The organism is Clostridium beijerinckii, assembly GCF_018223745.1.
In the GTDB taxonomy this organism is placed as follows: domain Bacteria; phylum Bacillota; class Clostridia; order Clostridiales; family Clostridiaceae; genus Clostridium; species Clostridium beijerinckii.
In genome coordinates, this window is record NZ_CP073653.1 from 310,492 (window position 1) to 328,164 (window position 17,673).

The 17,673-nt window shown below is 27.5% G+C and carries 17 protein-coding genes; 8 read left to right on the plus strand and 9 right to left on the minus strand.

Annotation, left to right across the window (positions count from 1 at the left end):
• Nucleotides 1-17: 17 nt before the first annotated feature.
• The gene (locus tag KEC93_RS01510) at nt 18-773 is read left to right on the plus strand and encodes a DUF3298 and DUF4163 domain-containing protein (RefSeq protein WP_077869874.1); all 756 of its coding nucleotides are present in this window, start codon (nt 18-20) and stop codon (nt 771-773) included.
• 240 nt (nt 774-1,013) lie between these two features.
• Here the strand turns inward: KEC93_RS01510 and hydE are convergent, their stop codons facing one another.
• Entirely contained in the window at nt 1,014-2,060 is a 1,047-nt protein-coding gene (gene hydE / locus KEC93_RS01515; RefSeq protein ID WP_017209748.1) for a [FeFe] hydrogenase H-cluster radical SAM maturase HydE, read from the minus strand.
• Nucleotides 2,061-2,584: 524 nt separating this feature from the next.
• Here hydE and adhE point away from each other — a divergent pair.
• From adhE to KEC93_RS01530, 3 genes are all read left to right on the plus strand, one after another.
• Complete coding sequence (gene adhE, locus KEC93_RS01520; RefSeq protein ID WP_077869875.1) at nt 2,585-5,167, plus strand: bifunctional acetaldehyde-CoA/alcohol dehydrogenase; 2,583 nt, start codon at nt 2,585-2,587, stop codon at nt 5,165-5,167.
• Nucleotides 5,168-5,678: 511 nt separating this feature from the next.
• Nucleotides 5,679-6,437 carry a LytR/AlgR family response regulator transcription factor gene (locus tag KEC93_RS01525; RefSeq protein WP_077869876.1) on the plus strand — a complete coding sequence of 253 codons (759 nt, stop codon included), beginning with the start codon at nt 5,679-5,681 and terminating at the stop codon, nt 6,435-6,437.
• Complete coding sequence (locus tag KEC93_RS01530; protein WP_077869877.1) at nt 6,427-7,674, plus strand: GHKL domain-containing protein; 1,248 nt, start codon at nt 6,427-6,429, stop codon at nt 7,672-7,674. Before KEC93_RS01525 ends, KEC93_RS01530 begins: the two co-directional genes overlap by 11 nt.
• Here KEC93_RS01530 and KEC93_RS01535 read toward each other — a convergent pair.
• The 8 genes from KEC93_RS01535 to KEC93_RS01570 all read right to left on the minus strand — a co-directional run bounded on the left by KEC93_RS01535 (nt 7,650) and on the right by KEC93_RS01570 (nt 13,136).
• Entirely contained in the window at nt 7,650-7,769 is a 120-nt protein-coding gene (locus tag KEC93_RS01535; protein WP_077869878.1) for a cyclic lactone autoinducer peptide, read from the minus strand. The genes KEC93_RS01530 and KEC93_RS01535 overlap by 25 nt on opposite strands.
• A complete protein-coding gene (locus KEC93_RS01540; RefSeq protein WP_111944733.1) occupies nt 7,729-8,331 on the minus strand; it encodes an accessory gene regulator B family protein in 603 nt (200 codons plus the stop codon). The genes KEC93_RS01535 and KEC93_RS01540 overlap by 41 nt, the downstream gene beginning before the upstream one ends.
• Before the next feature lie 56 nt (nt 8,332-8,387).
• The gene (locus KEC93_RS01545; protein ID WP_077870031.1) at nt 8,388-9,752 is read right to left on the minus strand and encodes a DUF2334 domain-containing protein; all 1,365 of its coding nucleotides are present in this window, start codon (nt 9,750-9,752) and stop codon (nt 8,388-8,390) included.
• Nucleotides 9,753-9,853: 101 nt separating this feature from the next.
• On the minus strand, nt 9,854-10,144 hold the full coding sequence (locus KEC93_RS01550) for a hypothetical protein (protein WP_077870030.1): 291 nt from the start codon (nt 10,142-10,144) through the stop codon (nt 9,854-9,856).
• Nucleotides 10,134-10,451 carry an EamA family transporter gene (locus tag KEC93_RS01555; protein ID WP_077870029.1) on the minus strand — a complete coding sequence of 106 codons (318 nt, stop codon included), beginning with the start codon at nt 10,449-10,451 and terminating at the stop codon, nt 10,134-10,136. Before KEC93_RS01555 ends, KEC93_RS01550 begins: the two co-directional genes overlap by 11 nt.
• Nucleotides 10,448-11,068, minus strand: coding sequence for an HAD-IB family hydrolase (locus KEC93_RS01560; RefSeq protein WP_077870028.1), 621 nt, complete (start codon nt 11,066-11,068; stop codon nt 10,448-10,450). The genes KEC93_RS01555 and KEC93_RS01560 overlap by 4 nt, the downstream gene beginning before the upstream one ends.
• Nucleotides 11,069-11,083: 15 nt before the next feature.
• Nucleotides 11,084-11,944, minus strand: coding sequence for a decaprenyl-phosphate phosphoribosyltransferase (locus tag KEC93_RS01565; protein WP_077870027.1), 861 nt, complete (start codon nt 11,942-11,944; stop codon nt 11,084-11,086).
• Nucleotides 11,937-13,136, minus strand: a complete 1,200-nt coding sequence (locus KEC93_RS01570) for a glycosyltransferase family 39 protein (RefSeq protein ID WP_077870032.1) — start codon at nt 13,134-13,136, stop codon at nt 11,937-11,939. Before KEC93_RS01570 ends, KEC93_RS01565 begins: the two co-directional genes overlap by 8 nt.
• A gap of 482 nt (nt 13,137-13,618) precedes the next feature.
• Between KEC93_RS01570 and KEC93_RS01575 the strand changes: the two genes are divergently transcribed.
• From KEC93_RS01575 to ccpM, 4 genes are all read left to right on the plus strand, one after another.
• On the plus strand, nt 13,619-13,795 hold the full coding sequence (locus KEC93_RS01575) for a hypothetical protein (RefSeq protein WP_172462780.1): 177 nt from the start codon (nt 13,619-13,621) through the stop codon (nt 13,793-13,795).
• Between the two features lie 273 nt (nt 13,796-14,068).
• Complete coding sequence (locus KEC93_RS01580; protein WP_077869931.1) at nt 14,069-15,823, plus strand: ABC transporter ATP-binding protein; 1,755 nt, start codon at nt 14,069-14,071, stop codon at nt 15,821-15,823.
• A gap of 96 nt (nt 15,824-15,919) precedes the next feature.
• Complete coding sequence (locus tag KEC93_RS01585; protein WP_172462782.1) at nt 15,920-16,096, plus strand: CLI_3235 family bacteriocin precursor; 177 nt, start codon at nt 15,920-15,922, stop codon at nt 16,094-16,096.
• A 113-nt stretch (nt 16,097-16,209) separates the two neighbouring features.
• A complete protein-coding gene (ccpM, locus tag KEC93_RS01590) occupies nt 16,210-17,652 on the plus strand; it encodes a Cys-rich peptide radical SAM maturase CcpM (RefSeq protein ID WP_077869933.1) in 1,443 nt (480 codons plus the stop codon).
• Nucleotides 17,653-17,673 lie beyond the last annotated feature (21 nt).

A 17,673-nucleotide genomic window follows, 5' to 3' on the forward strand; every position in this document is an offset into this window, starting at 1 on the left:
ATCAGGGAGGCGCTAAAATGGGTATTATAGCTAATATAACAGGGCTATTAATAGTAAGTTCAATGTTATCCACTGCTTGTCCACAGGAAATGTTTATAACTAATAAAATGCAAAGTGAAAGCAAAATTAAAATTGTGGATAAATCTATAACTAAAAATCTAAATTACTTAAAATTAGACATAAATATGCCTCAATTAGTAGGTGAAAATGATGAAAAAAGAATAAATTTGATAAATAATGTAATTAATCAAGATATTTTGCCAAGAGCTGAGGAGTCTGAAAAAACAGCGAAAGAATACTTCGGAGAAAAGGGACAAGAAACCCCAAGATTTCCATATGAAATTTATTCAAGATATACAACCTCAGAAGATAATAATCAAATTCTTAGCCTATATAATGACTATTATGAGTTTCTTGGTGGAGCTCATGGTATGACAACAAGGACTTCATATACAATAGATAAGAAGAAAGAAGCGCTGCTAACTTTAAAGGAATTATTCAGTGAAGGATATAATTATTCTGACATAATAAATAAAGAAATAGAAAATCAAATAAAAGAGAATCCAGAAAATTATTTTGATTCAGGTAATGTATTTAAGGGCATTAGTGAAAATCAAAGTTTTTATATAAGAGACGATAACCTAGTAATATACTACCAGCTGTATGATATAGCGCCATATGTATTTGGAATCCCTGAATTTAAAATTCCTCTAAAACTATTTGATAAGGATTTTGTTTATTATAAAAATTGGGATTCGGGAAGTAAGAAGTAGATAATAATTTTAATTAGATAGGTCATTAAATCGAAAGCTGATTGACATCTTAAGATTAACTTTAACTTATGGACTTAAAATAGATAGTAATAAATTATAGAACAAATTTAAATAAAAGACATATATATAGAAATTAAATCATAGCAATTCATAAAAATATACCATATAGGATTATATTATCTATCCTGTATGGTATATTTTACTTAATACTATGATTTAACTTATTATTACTAATATTTTTTAATTATTATAGGCACTAGTGTTTTGATTTCCTCTAAATCCATAACCATCTGAAATTATTCTGCCTATTCCAGTTACCTTACCAGTTATGCATCCTCTGCAGTGTGCAGGTGTATCGCCTGTACATATTTTACCTGGATATAATGCATAAAGCTTTCTATATTCACCTTCAGTAACGTTAGGCATTACAACATTAGCACCGCTTTGAAGTGCAACTATTCTTCCGTTTGGAGTTAAAGATTCCATTGCAGTTGTTGCAGGAATATTTATATCAGGAAGTATTAATCTAGTTAAAGCCATGACCTTTAATGCTAAAGTAAGATTTCCACCTTGAGCATCCTTTAAAGGTGTATCTTCATTTGGTATAAATGGACCTATACCAATCATATCTGCATTAATTTCTTTAAAGAAAAGTATATCACTAGCGATAGATTCTAATGTTTGATTTGGTAGACCAACAAGAATGCCACTTCCAACTTCATATCCTAAGTCTCTTAAATTCTTTAAACAATTCAATCTTTCCTCGAAACTCATGTTAGGATCCATATCTTCATAAAGTTTCTTATCAGTAGTTTCAATTCTTATTAAATATCTATCAGCTCCAGCTTCTTTAAATGCTTTATATTCCTCATAAGTTTTTTCACCTAAGCTTAAGGTTAAAGCGACGTTTAATTTCTTTATCTCTTTTACTATGTTTGTCATTCTTTCTTTAGTAAAATAATCATCTTCTCCACCTTGAAGCACAAGTGTTTTATAGCCATAACTAACAGCCTTTTTAGCAAAGTCTAGAATTTCTTCTTCAGTTAATCTATATCTTTCAAGATTTTTATTGTCTCTGCGTAAACCACAATAAAGGCAATTTCTTTTGCAAATATTTGTGAATTCTATGAGCCCTCTTAAATGAACATAATCTCCTAAGTATTTTTGACGTACTTCATCAGCAGCTTTAAATAGTTCTTCATTTATATCATCGTTTTGTAGTAATTCAAGTATTTCATCTTTATTTAAGTCATGTGTAATTTTAGCTTTTTCAATAATTTTATTCATAGTTCCTCCTAAGTTAAAAGAAATTAATAGCTAACTGATATTAGTATACTATAGAATCTAACAACATAACAACATAGTAGTTTGTGTAAAATATGACATTCACCATAACGGACTATTATTAGGGCAATGTTTTTTTTAGGAATCGATTAATCTGCAGAAGATAGTTTTTATAGGACTCATAATAATAGGAGTCATAGGATTAAATTTAATATCTACAATACATTAATATCAATATAAAAGAAGCTTTGTTAGAGACATGTAGAATAGGAAAAAGAATAATCTATTCTATCATGTCTATTGTTTTACGATTTTTAGAAAATAACAGCATGATATGTACTTTGTTCTCATTGCAAATGAATATATAATTTATATTTTTATTAGATACCTTAGCAATTATTTTGATATGGGATAAATTAAATATTATTTTCAGGATAAACTATACACAGTTTGTTTATAGTAAGTACAACTACTATACAAAAGTAACTTGAGTATAAAAATTTAGAAGATAATTTTGGAGGTAGAAAATGAGAGTTACAAATCCAGAAGAATTGACAAAAAGAATGGAGCAAATAAGAGAAGCTCAAAGAGAATTTGCAAAGTTTTCCCAAGAAGATGTAGATGAAATATTTAGGCAGGCAGCCATGGCAGCGAATGATGCGAGAATTACTCTTGCTAAAATGGCAGTAGAAGAGAGCGGCATGGGAATAGTAGAGGATAAGGTAATAAAGAATCACTTTGCAGCTGAGTACATATATAACCAATACAAAGATACAAAGACTTGCGGAGTTATAGAGAGAGATGAAATGTTTGGAATAACTCATATTGCTGAACCTATAGGGGTAATAGCTGCAATTGTGCCAACAACAAACCCAACATCAACAGCAATATTTAAAACATTAATTGCATTAAAGACAAGGAACGGAATAATTATAAGTCCACATCCTAGGGCAAAGAATTCAACAATAGCAGCCGCAAAAATAGTTCTAGAAGCAGCAGAAAGAGCTGGTGCACCAAAAGGAATAATTGGATGGATAGATGAGCCATCAATAGAATTATCCAGAAACGTTATGGCAGAATCTGATATTATACTAGCTACAGGTGGTCCTGGAATGGTTAGAGCTGCGTATTCATCAGGAAAACCAGCTATTGGAGTTGGAGCAGGAAATACTCCAGCTATAATTGATGATACAGCTCATATAAAAATGGTTGTAAACTCGATTTTGCTTTCTAAGACTTTTGATAACGGGGTAGTTTGTGCATCAGAACAGAGCATAATAGCTATGGAATCAGTATATGATGAGGTTCTAAAGGAATTAGATGAAAGAGGAGCTTATATACTTAGAGGTGAAGAAATTGATAAGGTCAGAAGTATAATATTAGATTCAAAGGGATCTTTAAATTCAGAGATTGTTGGTCAGTCAGCTTACAAGATTGCAAAAATGGCTGGAGTAGAGATATCAGAAGCTGCTAAAGTATTAATAGGTGAAGTTGAATCACCTGAATTAGAAGAACCATTTTCACATGAAAAATTGTCACCAATATTAGGTATGTATAAAGCTAAAACTTTTGATGATGCGCTAAGATTAGCTTCCAGAATGATAGAATTAGGCGGATTTGGTCATACATCAATACTTTATACAAATCAAATGGAATCAGTAGACAGAATAGAGAAGTTCGGAGTAGCCATGAAGACCGCTAGAACTTTAATAAATATGCCTGCACCTCAGGGTGCAATCGGGGATATATATAACTTTAAGTTAGCACCATCATTGACTCTTGGCTGTGGATCTTGGGGGGGAAATTCAATATCGGAAAATGTAGGCCCTAAGCATTTAATTAATGTTAAAAGAATTGCTGAGAGGAGAGAAAATATTCTTTGGTTCAGAGTTCCAGACAAAATCTACTTTAAATTTGGATGTCTTCCAATTGCTTTAGAAGAATTAAACGCAATGAAGAAGAAAAGGGCATTCATAGTAACAGATAGAGTATTATTTGATTTGGGTTATACGCATAAGATTACAGATATTTTAAGTGAAAATCATATAGAATACAAGATATTTTCAGATGTAGAACCTGATCCAACATTAAAGGCTGCAAATTTAGGTGCAGATGCAATGAGAGACTTTAATCCAGATGTTATTATAGCTATAGGTGGAGGATCGCCTATGGATGCAGCTAAAATTATGTGGGTAATGTATGAGCATCCAGATGTTAGATTTGAAGACTTAGCAATGAGATTTATGGATATTAGAAAGAGAGTATATGAGTTCCCTCCAATGGGAGAAAAGGCAATTTTAGTTGCAATTCCAACATCAGCAGGAACTGGATCAGAAGTAACTCCATTTGCAGTTATAACAGATCAACAAACAGGAGTTAAGTATCCACTTGCAGATTATGCATTGACTCCTAATATGGCTATAATAGATGCAGAACTTATGATGAGCATGCCTAAAGGATTAACAGCAGCCTCTGGTATAGATGCTTTAGTTCATGCAATTGAGGCGTATGTTTCAGTGTTAGCATCTGAGTATACAAATGGATTAGCTTTAGAAGCAATAAGATTAACATTTAAATATTTACCAGATGCATATAATGGAGGAACTACAAATATTAAAGCTAGAGAAAAGATGGCCCATGCGTCTTCTGTAGCAGGGATGGCTTTTGCCAATGCATTTTTAGGAATATGCCACTCAATGGCTCATAAGTTAGGAGCATTCCACCATGTACCTCATGGAATTGCAAATGCATTATTAATAGATGAAGCGATTAGGTTTAATGCAACAGATGCGCCTAGAAAGCAAGCGGCTTTCCCACAATATAAATACCCAAATGCAGGATGGAGATATGCTAGAATAGCTGATTATTTAAATCTAGGAGGAAATACAGAAGAAGAAAAGGTTGAATTATTAATTAAAGCAATAGATGATTTAAAGGCCAAAGTTGGAATACCAAAGAGCATAAAGGAATTTGGAGTTTCAGAAGAAAAGTTCTATGCTTCAATGGATGAAATGGTTGAACAGGCGTTTGATGATCAATGCACAGGTGCAAATCCAAGATATCCTTTAATGAGTGAAATTAAAGAGATGTACATAAAATCATATGATTAATATAATCACTAAAAAAGATACTATGGATTAAGTAACTTATATATGTATATTAGTGTATCCTAAATTTCTATGATAATTATGTTAGTTAAATAATATAAGTATAATGTATATAGAAACTGGGTCCCTACATTTCTTTTAATTGAGAGTTTGATCTATCAGGATTTCTAAGGTAAGTTTATTCATTTAGTATATAAAAGTATATATTTAAGTAACTGCAATGTTGATTATAATATACAATTCACATTGCAGTTTACTTATTATGATAAATAAACCATAATGAATTTCTATAAAAGCTATAAGAATTAACATATAAATTACATGAAACCTAATCTTCAATATACAACGATGCGAATGATTTATATATTTAACGATAAAATACTATATAATAACTTGGAAATGAATAATTTGTACAATATTTAAAAATATTGTAAGATTATTATACGGAATGAAAGCCAAGTAAAGAAAAGTAATACATTTTTAAAAGACGTAAGGATTAGGGAGAGTGCTACATTTGTATTCAGTTATTTTAGTCGAAGATGATTCCACGCAGAGAGGAATTTTAAAAACAATGATTAATTCCATAGATGAGTCTATAAAGATTTATGAAGCTGATAGTGAAAGCGTCGCTTTAGAAATAATTAAAAATAGTGATATTAACATGTTTTTCATAGATATTGGTTTAAAAGAATCTTCAGGATTAGATCTTGCAATGGATATTAGAGGAATTCCTAAATATGAATTTAGAGAGATTGTTTTTTTAACAACGCATGTGGAGTACATGTTGCAAGCATTTAAGCAGACTCATTGCTATGATTATATATTAAAACCTTATAGCAAAGATGATGTACAAAGTATGCTGAATAAGCTTATTGGTAAAGATATTAATAATTTAAGCAATGAAATTGGTGATTTAAGTAGGGAACTTGTTATAAGAATAAGAACAGGGGTATTCATAAGAGTAAAGATACATGATATCTTATTTATAGAAGTTAAGGGAAGAGACTGTGAAGTAAATACTATTAGCCAAGTTTATACATATTCAAACATAAGCTTAAAAAAAATATTAGGGTTAATTGATTGTGAACATATAGTTCAAAGTCATAAATCTTTTGCCGTAAATAAAAATTACATATTTAAAGTAGAAAGGTTAGACTCCAGATTAAGTACGATATACTTTAGTAAGCATTCTAAAACAGCATTGTTAGGGTATAAATTTAAGAATAATATAATATCAGAGTTTAAGCAAGTAGGTAGATATTATGTTAAGTAATTTTATTGTAAATAGTTTAGATGCTATGAATATAATTTATTTATGGGTGGTATTAAATAAAAGGAATAGTAGCTGGCATAGGTTTTTATTTACGGTAATTATTTGTTCAAGCTCAGTCACGACTGTAGAATACTTTAAATTGAACTTTGTTATTTCATATATATTAATGACTATAACAATTAAAATTATATATAAAAGAGAATTAAAAGATATTGTATTGCAGTTTTTTTTGGTATTATTTACAGAAATGAGTTTTCAATTGGTGATTTCTACAATTGTATATAGAATTATTTATGGTGAGTTTATTAAAGGAATTATCTTGGAGTTAATAACACTTGTGAGTATAGCTATTTTTTCAAAACTAAATTCTAACAATAAGATTAATTTTGAGAAAATAAATAATGATATTTCCATGTACCTGATTTTAACATTTAGTATAGATGTTATAATTTTTAAAATTATTTTGATTTATGATGATACACTAATCTCAAACAATTTACCAATTACAGCTTTGATAGTTAGTATATTAGTTAGTTCTCAAATACTAATATATAATTATATAATTAGGGGGATGAAAGAAAATGAAAAATTGAAAATATCAAGGGAATATAATGAAGTAATTAATGAAATTGTTCAAGAGATAAAGCAACGACAACACGATTTTGTTAATTATAAGAATACAATACGAGGAATCGTTGAAATTGTAGATGAGGATAAGATAGGACAGGCGATTAGGAATTATATTAAAGATGAAGATATATATGATGATAAGATAAATGAACTTGTATATATTGATAATGTAATTATTAGGTCTATAGTATATAGAAATATGTGTAAGGCTAAGAAGAATAATATCAATTTTCAATATGAAATTGAAAACAATGTTTTAGATAATATTTTAAGTTATAATGAAATATCAAATTTATTAAATAATTTGTTGAATAATGCTTTTGAGGAAGTAATGAAAGATGACTGCATCAAAAAGAATATTGAAATTAAGATCCTAAAAGAAGGGGAAACACATTATCTAATAGTTAAAAATAATCTTTCAAACGCGAATAATGTTAATATAAATGATATGCTTACCAGAGGTTATTCCACTAAAAATACAGGCACACGAGGTTATGGACTTTATAATGTAGAACAAATAATTACGTCACATAAAGGGTGCCTGGAAGTTAAAGTGGAATCAAAAGAAATTATTTTAAATATTTATTTTAATAATTCTTCAGGATAATCTGGTTCACCTATGTAGCCTGCACAGCTTGTGTTTGATACTAAATTAAAGAATTTAATTAGTAAGGCTGAAAAAATGTTTAGTGATTTTTGCATTATAAACACCTCCTTTAAGATTAATTATTATCACTTGAATAACTTCTAACAATAAACTTAGAAAGATACAATTACATACTTGTGTGTCTCTAAGTTTAAAAAATAATATGCACCAGAAAGTAAGAGATATTAAAGAAAGTATTTTTAATATCTTTTTATTTTTTACGGGTCTTTTTTCATTACGACAAGGAGCATAAACTGAAGTTATAATGAATGATATTATAAAAAATATAATGTAAAAATATATATTTAATTTAGGCGATAATATGCTGAATAATAATATTATTAAGAAATATATTATACTGCAAATTAAGCACGAATTAAATGTTTTGCAATGAATACCTCCCATAAAAATTCTTGTTGAGTTTAGAATAACAAAAATCAAGAAAAAGAAAGGTAATTGCTTTAGAGATAAGAAGATTGATAATATTATTACTGACTTACTTAAATCCCCTAGAATTACTTGTAGTGAATATTGAATTTTTAGAAGATCCTTTTCGGTTAAAGAATTATTATTTTTACCTAAGTATTCTGTTAAAAACGTTGCTACTGAATTTATCATTTTAACCTCGCATGTATGTAATTGAATAGTACAGTCATAATATTTGTATTATTCAATCATTTATTTATAAGTTCATCGATATGAACCATTGTATATTTATCAGTTTTAAGTGTTCTAACTATTTGCTGCAATGGTGAGTTTTCATCATAGGTCACATTTAGCTTATTATTAGTAGTATCAAAATTTATATATTTTAATTCAACAAATGGATGATAGTAAAAGCTATGAAGTATATAAGGGTTATAATTATTGAGTCCATCAATTATAGATGAAGGATTTGAATCATGCACATATCCTAAAGGGGTTGGTACAAATAAGTGATAGTCATCAGATTTATATATGTTGCTTTGTGATCCATCAAAAGATTCATATATATACTGAAAATAATCCTCAATAACCTTTCGTTGAAGTTGGGTTTTTTGATAATGAGGACTTTCGAAATATGATATAGGAATGTTTAAAGCACTTGCAGTATCAATCCCGTTTTCAACAATGCTTCGAGTTTCAGGAATTGTATTATTTACATCCTTAGACATTTCTTCACCAGTACCACTTTCTTCATTACCATGTTGATGGGTATAACCATGAAGTCCTATTTTAGCGCCTCTATTAATTAAATAATCTAAAAGATTAACAAAGCCTACATTTACTATATTATTATTTTTTAATAAATCATTATCAATATTATCTTCAGGAGATTTAAATCTAGGAATCCAACTAACATGAAATTTTACTCCTTTAGAATATAAAAGATCAGCCATACATTTTATTTTTGTTTGATTTGTGTCAGTAAAATTTGAACCACCACAAGCAAAGTCTTCCCATCTCATTAAGGCAATCTTATCACTGTATAATATGTAAGGTTCTTCTGGAGCTTTGACATTACTATTAATTAAGCTAATACTATTATTTTTAAAGTCAAATACTGCAACTAAATCAAATAGTTGTTCTATATCTGATATTGAAATATAATAAGTGCCATTATATTTTATTAAATTACCACGAAGAGAACCTGAATTAGAATTTTTATAATAACAATCTTTAGTTAACGAAATTTTATTATTATTGCCGTATAATAAAATTTCGTTAACTGAAACATAAAGGGTATAGCTAAGTTTATCACAAATAAAACTAAGTGGTATATAGTATCGTTGGGATTTAAGTAGCATAGGAACATTAGCAATGTTAGTTTCGCTTAAAATATTTAAGTTTACTCCATTAATTTCTGCCACAGGTGTATCTGAGAAGTTAATCTTAGAATTATATGTGCTTTTAAAATTACTCTTTGGAAATGAACTTGAGTATATGGTTTTGTTTATTATAATTATATTTTTTCTGAGGTTAATTATAGCATAAATTATAAATATAGATAGAAATATTCCTAAAAAACAAAAAACATAGAATTTTATAGTTCTTTTCATATGTTCTCTCACTCCTTTTATTTATGTATAAGTTACTTCTATAAAGGTGTTGTTAAAAATACATATTGTAAAAATTCAATTGATATATAAAAAGCATAACCCTAATCCAATAAATGATATTCCCAGTAAATTATATTTTCATTAAATATATATTTAGCTATTAAAGCTGTCCAAATATATGTAATAGCATTACAAGGAAGGAGAATTGTTAACTGAATATACTTTAAAAGTATTATGTTTAATATTGAGCCCATTCCATAAAGACACATCCCAAGAATTAAATAACCATTTATTTTGTTACTTTTTGAAGATGATTTTTTAAAAAATGTCCCTCCTAAAGCTCCACACAATGTCATGCTTATTATAAGTAAAAATTTTATACTATTTATCATAACTATTAAAAGACACTCCTAAAATTATTAAAATAACTGCTAAAACTTTGTTAGGTGTTATGGTTTCATTTAGAAAAAGATTGCCGTAGAACATAGATATCACATATGATATGCACATAATAGGATATACTACTACAAGCTTTTCTTTTTCAAAGGACTTAATCATAAAGATCGAACCAAATCCATAAAATAAAAAGCCTAGAGGTAAAAACTTAATATTATTTATGCCTATTTTCCATAATAACTGACCTGTAGCAGTTAAAAACGCTGATATTAATATGAACATAATACCAATTCTAATTTTCATATGAACTCCTCAATTTCTAATCCGTTCTTGTTAACCTTATACCTATTCTTAACCAAAGATAGCATAGGCTTATCTGACAAAGAATCTGAATAAGCAAATGAATTGTCGAAATCAATTTCTAAATTATTTTCATTTAAATATTGTTTTATCCGATGAACCTTTTCAATACCCTTGCAATTTTTGCCATGAATCTTATTAGTACATTTCCCATCCAACATCTTAAGCTTAGTTCCTATTATAGTATCAATAGAACTATTTTTTAAAAAATAGTGTAAATACATTTCTGGAGAAGCTGAAACTAGTAGAATATGGCATCCCTGATCCTTATGAAAGTTTAATTTGCTCATAACTTTTTCATTAATTTTTTTTAATAGTACCTTATCATAAAACTCTTCTAATTGTTTTTCATTTAAATATTTTATAGGTGCATATATGGATTCTTTAACATTTTTTATATCTATAATTTTAAAAAGACACAATAATATTTTTAGAAAAATCATAGGGGTATAGAATATGAGTCTTACTTTTTTGCTAATAGCAAAAAACAACATTAAAAACATAGAATCCCCATTTATAAGGGTATGATCAACATCAAAAATTGCAAAAGGAATTTTCATTAATTCTAATACCTCCTATATGCTTAAAATGGCAATACAAGTGAATCCCCATAATAATATACAATTAAAAAGTTGCTTATCTTTTAATACTATTTCAGCCGGATTTCCACCTACTTCTTTGGAATACATTAAGTAGTAATATCTTAAAACTCCAAAAATGATAAAAATACTTGTCCATATAAAGTTATCATTATATGAACCTAATATACAATAGATAGAATAGGACATAATAGTACATGTCAATGTTATAGTTATAAATTTATCCAGTAAATTTTCAGTATATTGAGATAAATTTTGTCTATGGGAGCTAGCATTTTCACCCAAAACAATTATTTCATTTCGCCTTTTACCAAATCCTAGAAATAGGGATAAAAATAATGTACATAGAATTATCCATCTGGAAACTTGAACTGTCGTTGAAATTCCACCTGATAGTACTCTTAAAATAAATCCTAGTGATATTGATAATATATCAATTAAGAAAATATTCTTAAGCTTAAAAGAGTAAGCTAGATTATTTATTACATATAAACATATTATAATAAATATAAATTTATCTTGAATAATTGCTAAACTTAATGATATTAAACATAACAGGATTCCTACTATTGAAGCTTGAAGTAGACTGATTTTACCACTTGCAATAGGTCTGTTGCATTTAATAGGATGTTTTTTATCGCTTTCTCTATCCACAATATCATTAAGTATATAAATAGCGGATGATATGCAGCAAAAAGATATAAATGTAATAAAATTTCTTTTTAATAATTCAAGATTCATTAAATTGTTCGAAAAAATTATTGGACCAAAGACAAATAAGTTCTTAACCCATTGCTTAGGGCGCAATAATTTTATACTATATTTAAAATTATTCATTTTTTCCTCCATTACTGTTTACAGTATTGTTATTAAAGGCTGTAATTGCTAATATTATAAAAATCCATGAAAAAGGATAGCTATATCTGTCTTGAGCTTCTGTGAGTAAACATTGAATGGCAAGACCACAAAACATAATATAAAAGAAATCAATTTTATAATTCACATTTTTTTTGTTCTTATATAGGCCAATATAAGTAAGTATTAAAATTGTAATATAAAATAGCTGTGTATAAATTTGCATATCATTACTTAGCTTTATTAAATCTCTACCTTCATTTTTGCCCATTATGTCTAAATAATGTTCTTTATTATAAGCTTCATTAAGTCCTAATTGTGACCAATAAACACCACCAAAGTCTCCTATACACCATTGTTTAGCATATTTAAAAACAAAAAAACATAATAATTCTATTTTAGGTGTTGTAATTAATCTTTGAGTTATGACTTCTTTTGCCGCTTTATCTAAATTAGAATAATCTTCACTATATTTATCTATTAAATTAAAATCTTCTTCATTCCAGCCTCCGCCTGAATAAATATTTGTACCTTTTAGTACTGATGTACTTATTGGCTCCATAGGACTCCAAAGAGGATTCTCTGTAATATTTAGGCCTATTAATGTGTAGCTTACAATTACATAAGGGATTATAAACATTAAAATAATTAATAAGCTTTTAATTATTTTTAGTTTAATTTTTTCTTTGAAATATAGAAAAATATACATTGTATAAGCAACAATCATTATATACCCAAGGGGCCTAAAAAGCTGCATAGCACTTAAATATAAGCCTGATATTAAAAAAAATAGAAGTTTATTTTTAATATATCCATTAATTGCTTTAAAAAACATTAATACACTTAGTAACAATAATGGTATGGCCAGATTCTCTGAGCAATAAACATTATTATAAGTAATCATAGGTGGGTAAATTGAACTTAAAAGTAGTACCCAAATGCTTTTTGTTTTGTCTTTAAAAATCTCTTTTGATATAAAAAATAATAATATTATGTTTAACATAGAGAAAATAACATTTATAAATCTTATAGCTACTAATGGATTTGAAAAAACTCTTATGATTAAAGAAAAATATATAACTGTCATGCTCATATGTGGAAATCTAGCAAAATAGCTATAATCTCTAAACATATAAGTAGATCCATGTGCAAAATCTTCTGCACATATAAACATTCTATTAAAGTCGCTTATAGGAATACTATCAATGTTATAGAACCATAACAATCTTATAACAAATGCGCAAATCAATATTATAGTAATAATTGATAAGTGTTTATAATTATTTTTTAGACAATAATATGTTATTCCGATTAGCATAATTGAAATAATAAAACAAAAAATTGAAAATAATAAATTATTATCATCTTTTTTTAAATATAAATAGATAATACTTCCTATTATGGGAGGTAAAAATAGTACCTTAAGACTTAAATTTAAAAATTTATTAAACATATTTTTTATATTGTCCATAATAAAATAATCCTTTCATACTCTTAGTTATTAATGTTTAAACATTGATTTAAAATTTCCATTGATAAATTGTACATGGTTACAACTTTATATGTAACCATAAATATATACGTGAAAATAGTCAGTAACCTTTGATTTAATGTAATTACCACAAAACAATAAAACCAAAGGAGGTTACTGAATAAGTGGTTAATTATATCAAATTATTCGATATAATTATAGAATTTATTAATTGGGATACATTGAAACATTCAGAATTTAAGTTAAATGCTGATAATAAAATTTCGCAACTTTTTACTAAAGATCACTTAAAATCAATGATTTATATATATAACATAAGTTATTTAACTACTAATTTATAATACAGAAAAGAGTAAATATCAACAGTAATTGCATAAATTGTAATTATTAATGCATAAACAGAACAATATTACATATATTGAAATATTATTCTGTTTATGCATAATTGTCCACAATTCAATGAAAATGTATTTATTATAATTGGATAACATGATAATATGCACTCATAGATACGAATTATCCAATACACCTTTGGTTTTAGCTGCTTGTTTGATTTGTGTACTAAATTTGGTACACAAATCAACTAAGTAAATAATATTTTATGGAGAAGTGTTATGAATGGAAAGAAAGAGGACATGCAAATCCTAAATAATCTTCTAAAATTATTTAAACCATTTAAATTGAAAATAATTTTAGTAATTATCTGCATAACAATGTCAGCTGGTTTAAGTATATTAACACCTACTGTTAATCAGCGGTTAATGGATGAGGGATTAATTGCAAAGAATTTGAAGATAATTATAACATATTCAATTTGTAATTTAATTCTAATAATGATTATTCAGGGGTTAGGAATAATTGAAACTAAATATCGTTCTTACATAGAAAATTTATTATCATATAATCTTGAGGAGCAAGCTTTTACACATACTTTAAAAATGAAAATGAGTTTCTTTTTGAGCACAAACTATGCTGAGATAATGAATAATTTAAAAATAGATATTGGAAATATATCCCAAATAGTAGATCAAAGTACATTTTATATTGTAACAAGTATTTTTAGGATTATAGTTGGAATTATAGGACTTATTACTATTGACTGGAGACTAAGTATTTTGGTGCTAATAGCAACCCCATTAAGGTATTTAATCGTGAAATACCTTGCTAAAAAAAGAAGGAACTTATTCGAAAGGTTTATAAACAGTTATGAGGATTTCTCAGGCTGGTATGGGGACACCATTGGTGGAATAAAAGAAATAAAAATTTGGGGATTAGAATTATCAAAAACAGGTCAGTTTATAAAAAAACAAAAAGAGATAATAAAGCAGAATATAAGAATGTCGTATTTGGCAAAGGCAAATGAAATTTCTGAAACAGTATTTACACAAGCAATAACATCATTAATATATGTTATTGGTGGCTATTTAATTATAGGCAATAGTCTTACTGTTGGACGGTTATTTGCATTTATAGCATACAGTTCCTATGTTACTGGGCCTATATTTGCGATTATGAATATTGGTTATAGTTTTGCAGGCATAATGCCATCTGCAAAAAGATATTTTGAATTCATTAATACAGAAACTGAGGATATATGCAGAAATTATATATCAAAAAAATTAAATTCAAGCGAAGTTTTAGGAAACATTGAATTTAAAAATGTTGAATTTTCGTATAATGATAAGGAATGTGTATTAAAGAATATTAGCTTTAAAATAAATGCTGGGGAGAAGGTTGCTATAATTGGAAGTAACGGTTCAGGTAAAACAACGGTTATAAATCTGATTTTAAGATTCTTAACTCCTGATTCTGGCAGCATACTCTTGGATGGTAACGATATTAATTCTTTTAAATTAAAGGACTATAGAAAATTAATATCCGTGGTAAGCCAAGACGTGTATTTATTTAATAGTAGCATAAGGGAAAATATTATGCTTAACTCCAAGAAAACAGATATTGAGATGAATTCAGCAGTAAAAAAAAGTGGAGCATATAGATTTATCGAAGAAATGCCTGACAAATATGAAAGTATTGTAGGGCAAAGAGGAGGCACATTATCTGGTGGTGAAAGACAAAAAATAGCTATGGCTAGAGCTTTTATAAGAGATTCTAAGATATTAGTATTGGATGAAGCCACAGCTAACTATGATATGGAAGCTGAATATCAAGTAAATAATATAATTAAAGAGAGTTATAAAGATAAAACAATTATTATAATAAGCCATAAGCCAGATATACTGGCAAAGGTAGATAAAATTATAGTTATTAACAATGGAGTAATAGAAGATATCGGAAATCATATAGATTTATATAATAGAAGTGAATTTTATAGGCTGATGGTAAATATACCATTAGATGAGATTATCTAATTGCTATTAACATCCATTTCTTAGTTCTCGAGAAAGATATTGGATGATAATATAAATATTTAATAAATAATTTAAACTATGAGGGAGGATTTTAAAATGAGAAAATTAGGAAAAAAGAATTATGAAATTATTGAAACAGTAGAGGCATATGAGGATGACTGTTATGCGCAGCAAGATTGTTACAAAAGCTGTAAAGATAGGGTAGCTCGTAAATCATTAAATGACAAATTATTTAATGAGGCACACTACGGCGACGGCGGTTTTCATTGGTAATCGCAAACACAGATTTAGTTAATTATTATTAAAAATTAAAATAAAGCGTAGGATAAGAAATTTCTAACCTACGCTTTATTAGTAGATTATATTTGAAGAAGGGGATGATGTATATGAATAGCAAACCATTAATTAAGCTTTTTAGAACAAATGATAAGTATTATATGTACGATACAAATAAAAACACTATCCTAAATATTAGTAATAAACAATACAATTCTTTAGAAAATTATATGAAAGACGATATCGATCATTATATAGATTCAGAGGAAATAAATGAATTTTATAAGGAAGGCTTTCTATCTTCAAATAGAGTAAAAGATATAGAGAGTCCTTATAATGGGGTTCTGCCATCTTATTTAGATAGTAATGTAGGAATGATAATACTACAGGTAACTCAACAGTGCAATTTTAGATGTGAATATTGTGTTTATTCAGGTAACTACTTAAATAGAACTCACTCAAGTAAAAAAATGGATATTTCAATGGCATTTAAAGGTATTGATTTTCTCATTAATCATTCAAGAAATCTTAGTAAAATTGATGTATCTTTTTATGGAGGAGAACCTCTTCTTGAATTTGATTTTATTAAACAATGCATTGATTATGCTGAAAAAAAAGCGGAAGGCAAAAAGGTAACGTTTTATATGACCACAAATGGTTCTCTATTAACTGATGAGGTTGTAGAGTTTTTATATAAACATGATGTGATGTTGACAATTAGTCTTGATGGGCCAAAGGAAATACATGATAAGCATAGAAAGTTTGCTTTCAATAATTGTGGAACTTTTGATAAGGTTATTAAAAATGTTATGAATATTGAAAAGAAGTTTCCACAATATATCAATAATATTCTTTTTAATGTAGTTATTGATACTCAAAATGATTTTTCTTGTATAGATAAATTTTTCCTAGATTATGAGAGTATAAAAGATATAGATATGATATCTGGGGTAATATCTGGTAACAATATAAAATCTATTATTGAAATGAATGAAGATTATTATTTAAAAGTAGAATATGAATTATTTAGAATTTTCTATTATTTATTACGGAAACATAATACAAAGAATTGCTCTAGAATAGTAATTGAAAGATATTCTCAAATATTAAAACTTTCGGAAGAATTGATGCCTCAAAAAATGTTATCTGAAAAAGCACATCCTAGTGGACCGTGTATTCCTGGTGCTCAAAGATTATTTATGAATGTAGATGGTTTTTTCTATCCATGTGAGAGGGTTAGTGAAACTTCTGAACTTATGCAGATAGGACATATAGATACAGGTTTTGATATAAAAAAAGTAACAAGTATTTTTAATATTGGTAAGCTAAATGAGGATGATTGTAAAAATTGTTGGGCTATAAGACTTTGCGGTGTGTGCGCTGGTGCGTTAGATATGGATACTGATGAAAAAGAGTTTTCAAAAAAGAAAAGAGAAGAATGTTGTAAGAATGTTAAAGCATCTTTAGAAGAAAAATTTAAAAATTATTGTTTTTTAAAGGAATTTGGTCATAGTTTTGACAAAAACGAAGAAATGACAGTATTTAATGACTAATTAGAAATGGGGATGATAAAA

Coding starts and splice junctions, on each gene's coding strand:
- hydE (WP_017209748.1), bottom strand. CDS start 2,060: ATGAATAAAATTATTGAAAAAGCTAAAATTACACATGACTTAAATAAA.
- KEC93_RS01580 (WP_077869931.1), top strand. CDS start 14,069: ATGAATGGAAAGAAAGAGGACATGCAAATCCTAAATAATCTTCTAAAA.
- KEC93_RS01545 (WP_077870031.1), bottom strand. CDS start 9,752: ATGAAAAGAACTATAAAATTCTATGTTTTTTGTTTTTTAGGAATATTT.
- KEC93_RS01530 (WP_077869877.1), top strand. CDS start 6,427: ATGTTAAGTAATTTTATTGTAAATAGTTTAGATGCTATGAATATAATT.
- KEC93_RS01510 (WP_077869874.1), top strand. CDS start 18: ATGGGTATTATAGCTAATATAACAGGGCTATTAATAGTAAGTTCAATG.
- KEC93_RS01555 (WP_077870029.1), bottom strand. CDS start 10,451: ATGAAAATTAGAATTGGTATTATGTTCATATTAATATCAGCGTTTTTA.
- ccpM (WP_077869933.1), top strand. CDS start 16,210: ATGAATAGCAAACCATTAATTAAGCTTTTTAGAACAAATGATAAGTAT.
- KEC93_RS01540 (WP_111944733.1), bottom strand. CDS start 8,331: ATGATAAATTCAGTAGCAACGTTTTTAACAGAATACTTAGGTAAAAAT.
- KEC93_RS01570 (WP_077870032.1), bottom strand. CDS start 13,136: ATGTTTATATGTGCAGAAGATTTTGCACATGGATCTACTTATATGTTT.
- adhE (WP_077869875.1), top strand. CDS start 2,585: ATGAGAGTTACAAATCCAGAAGAATTGACAAAAAGAATGGAGCAAATA.
- KEC93_RS01585 (WP_172462782.1), top strand. CDS start 15,920: ATGAGAAAATTAGGAAAAAAGAATTATGAAATTATTGAAACAGTAGAG.
- KEC93_RS01565 (WP_077870027.1), bottom strand. CDS start 11,944: ATGAATAATTTTAAATATAGTATAAAATTATTGCGCCCTAAGCAATGG.
- KEC93_RS01550 (WP_077870030.1), bottom strand. CDS start 10,144: ATGATAAATAGTATAAAATTTTTACTTATAATAAGCATGACATTGTGT.
- KEC93_RS01535 (WP_077869878.1), bottom strand. CDS start 7,769: ATGCAAAAATCACTAAACATTTTTTCAGCCTTACTAATTAAATTCTTT.
- KEC93_RS01560 (WP_077870028.1), bottom strand. CDS start 11,068: ATGAAAATTCCTTTTGCAATTTTTGATGTTGATCATACCCTTATAAAT.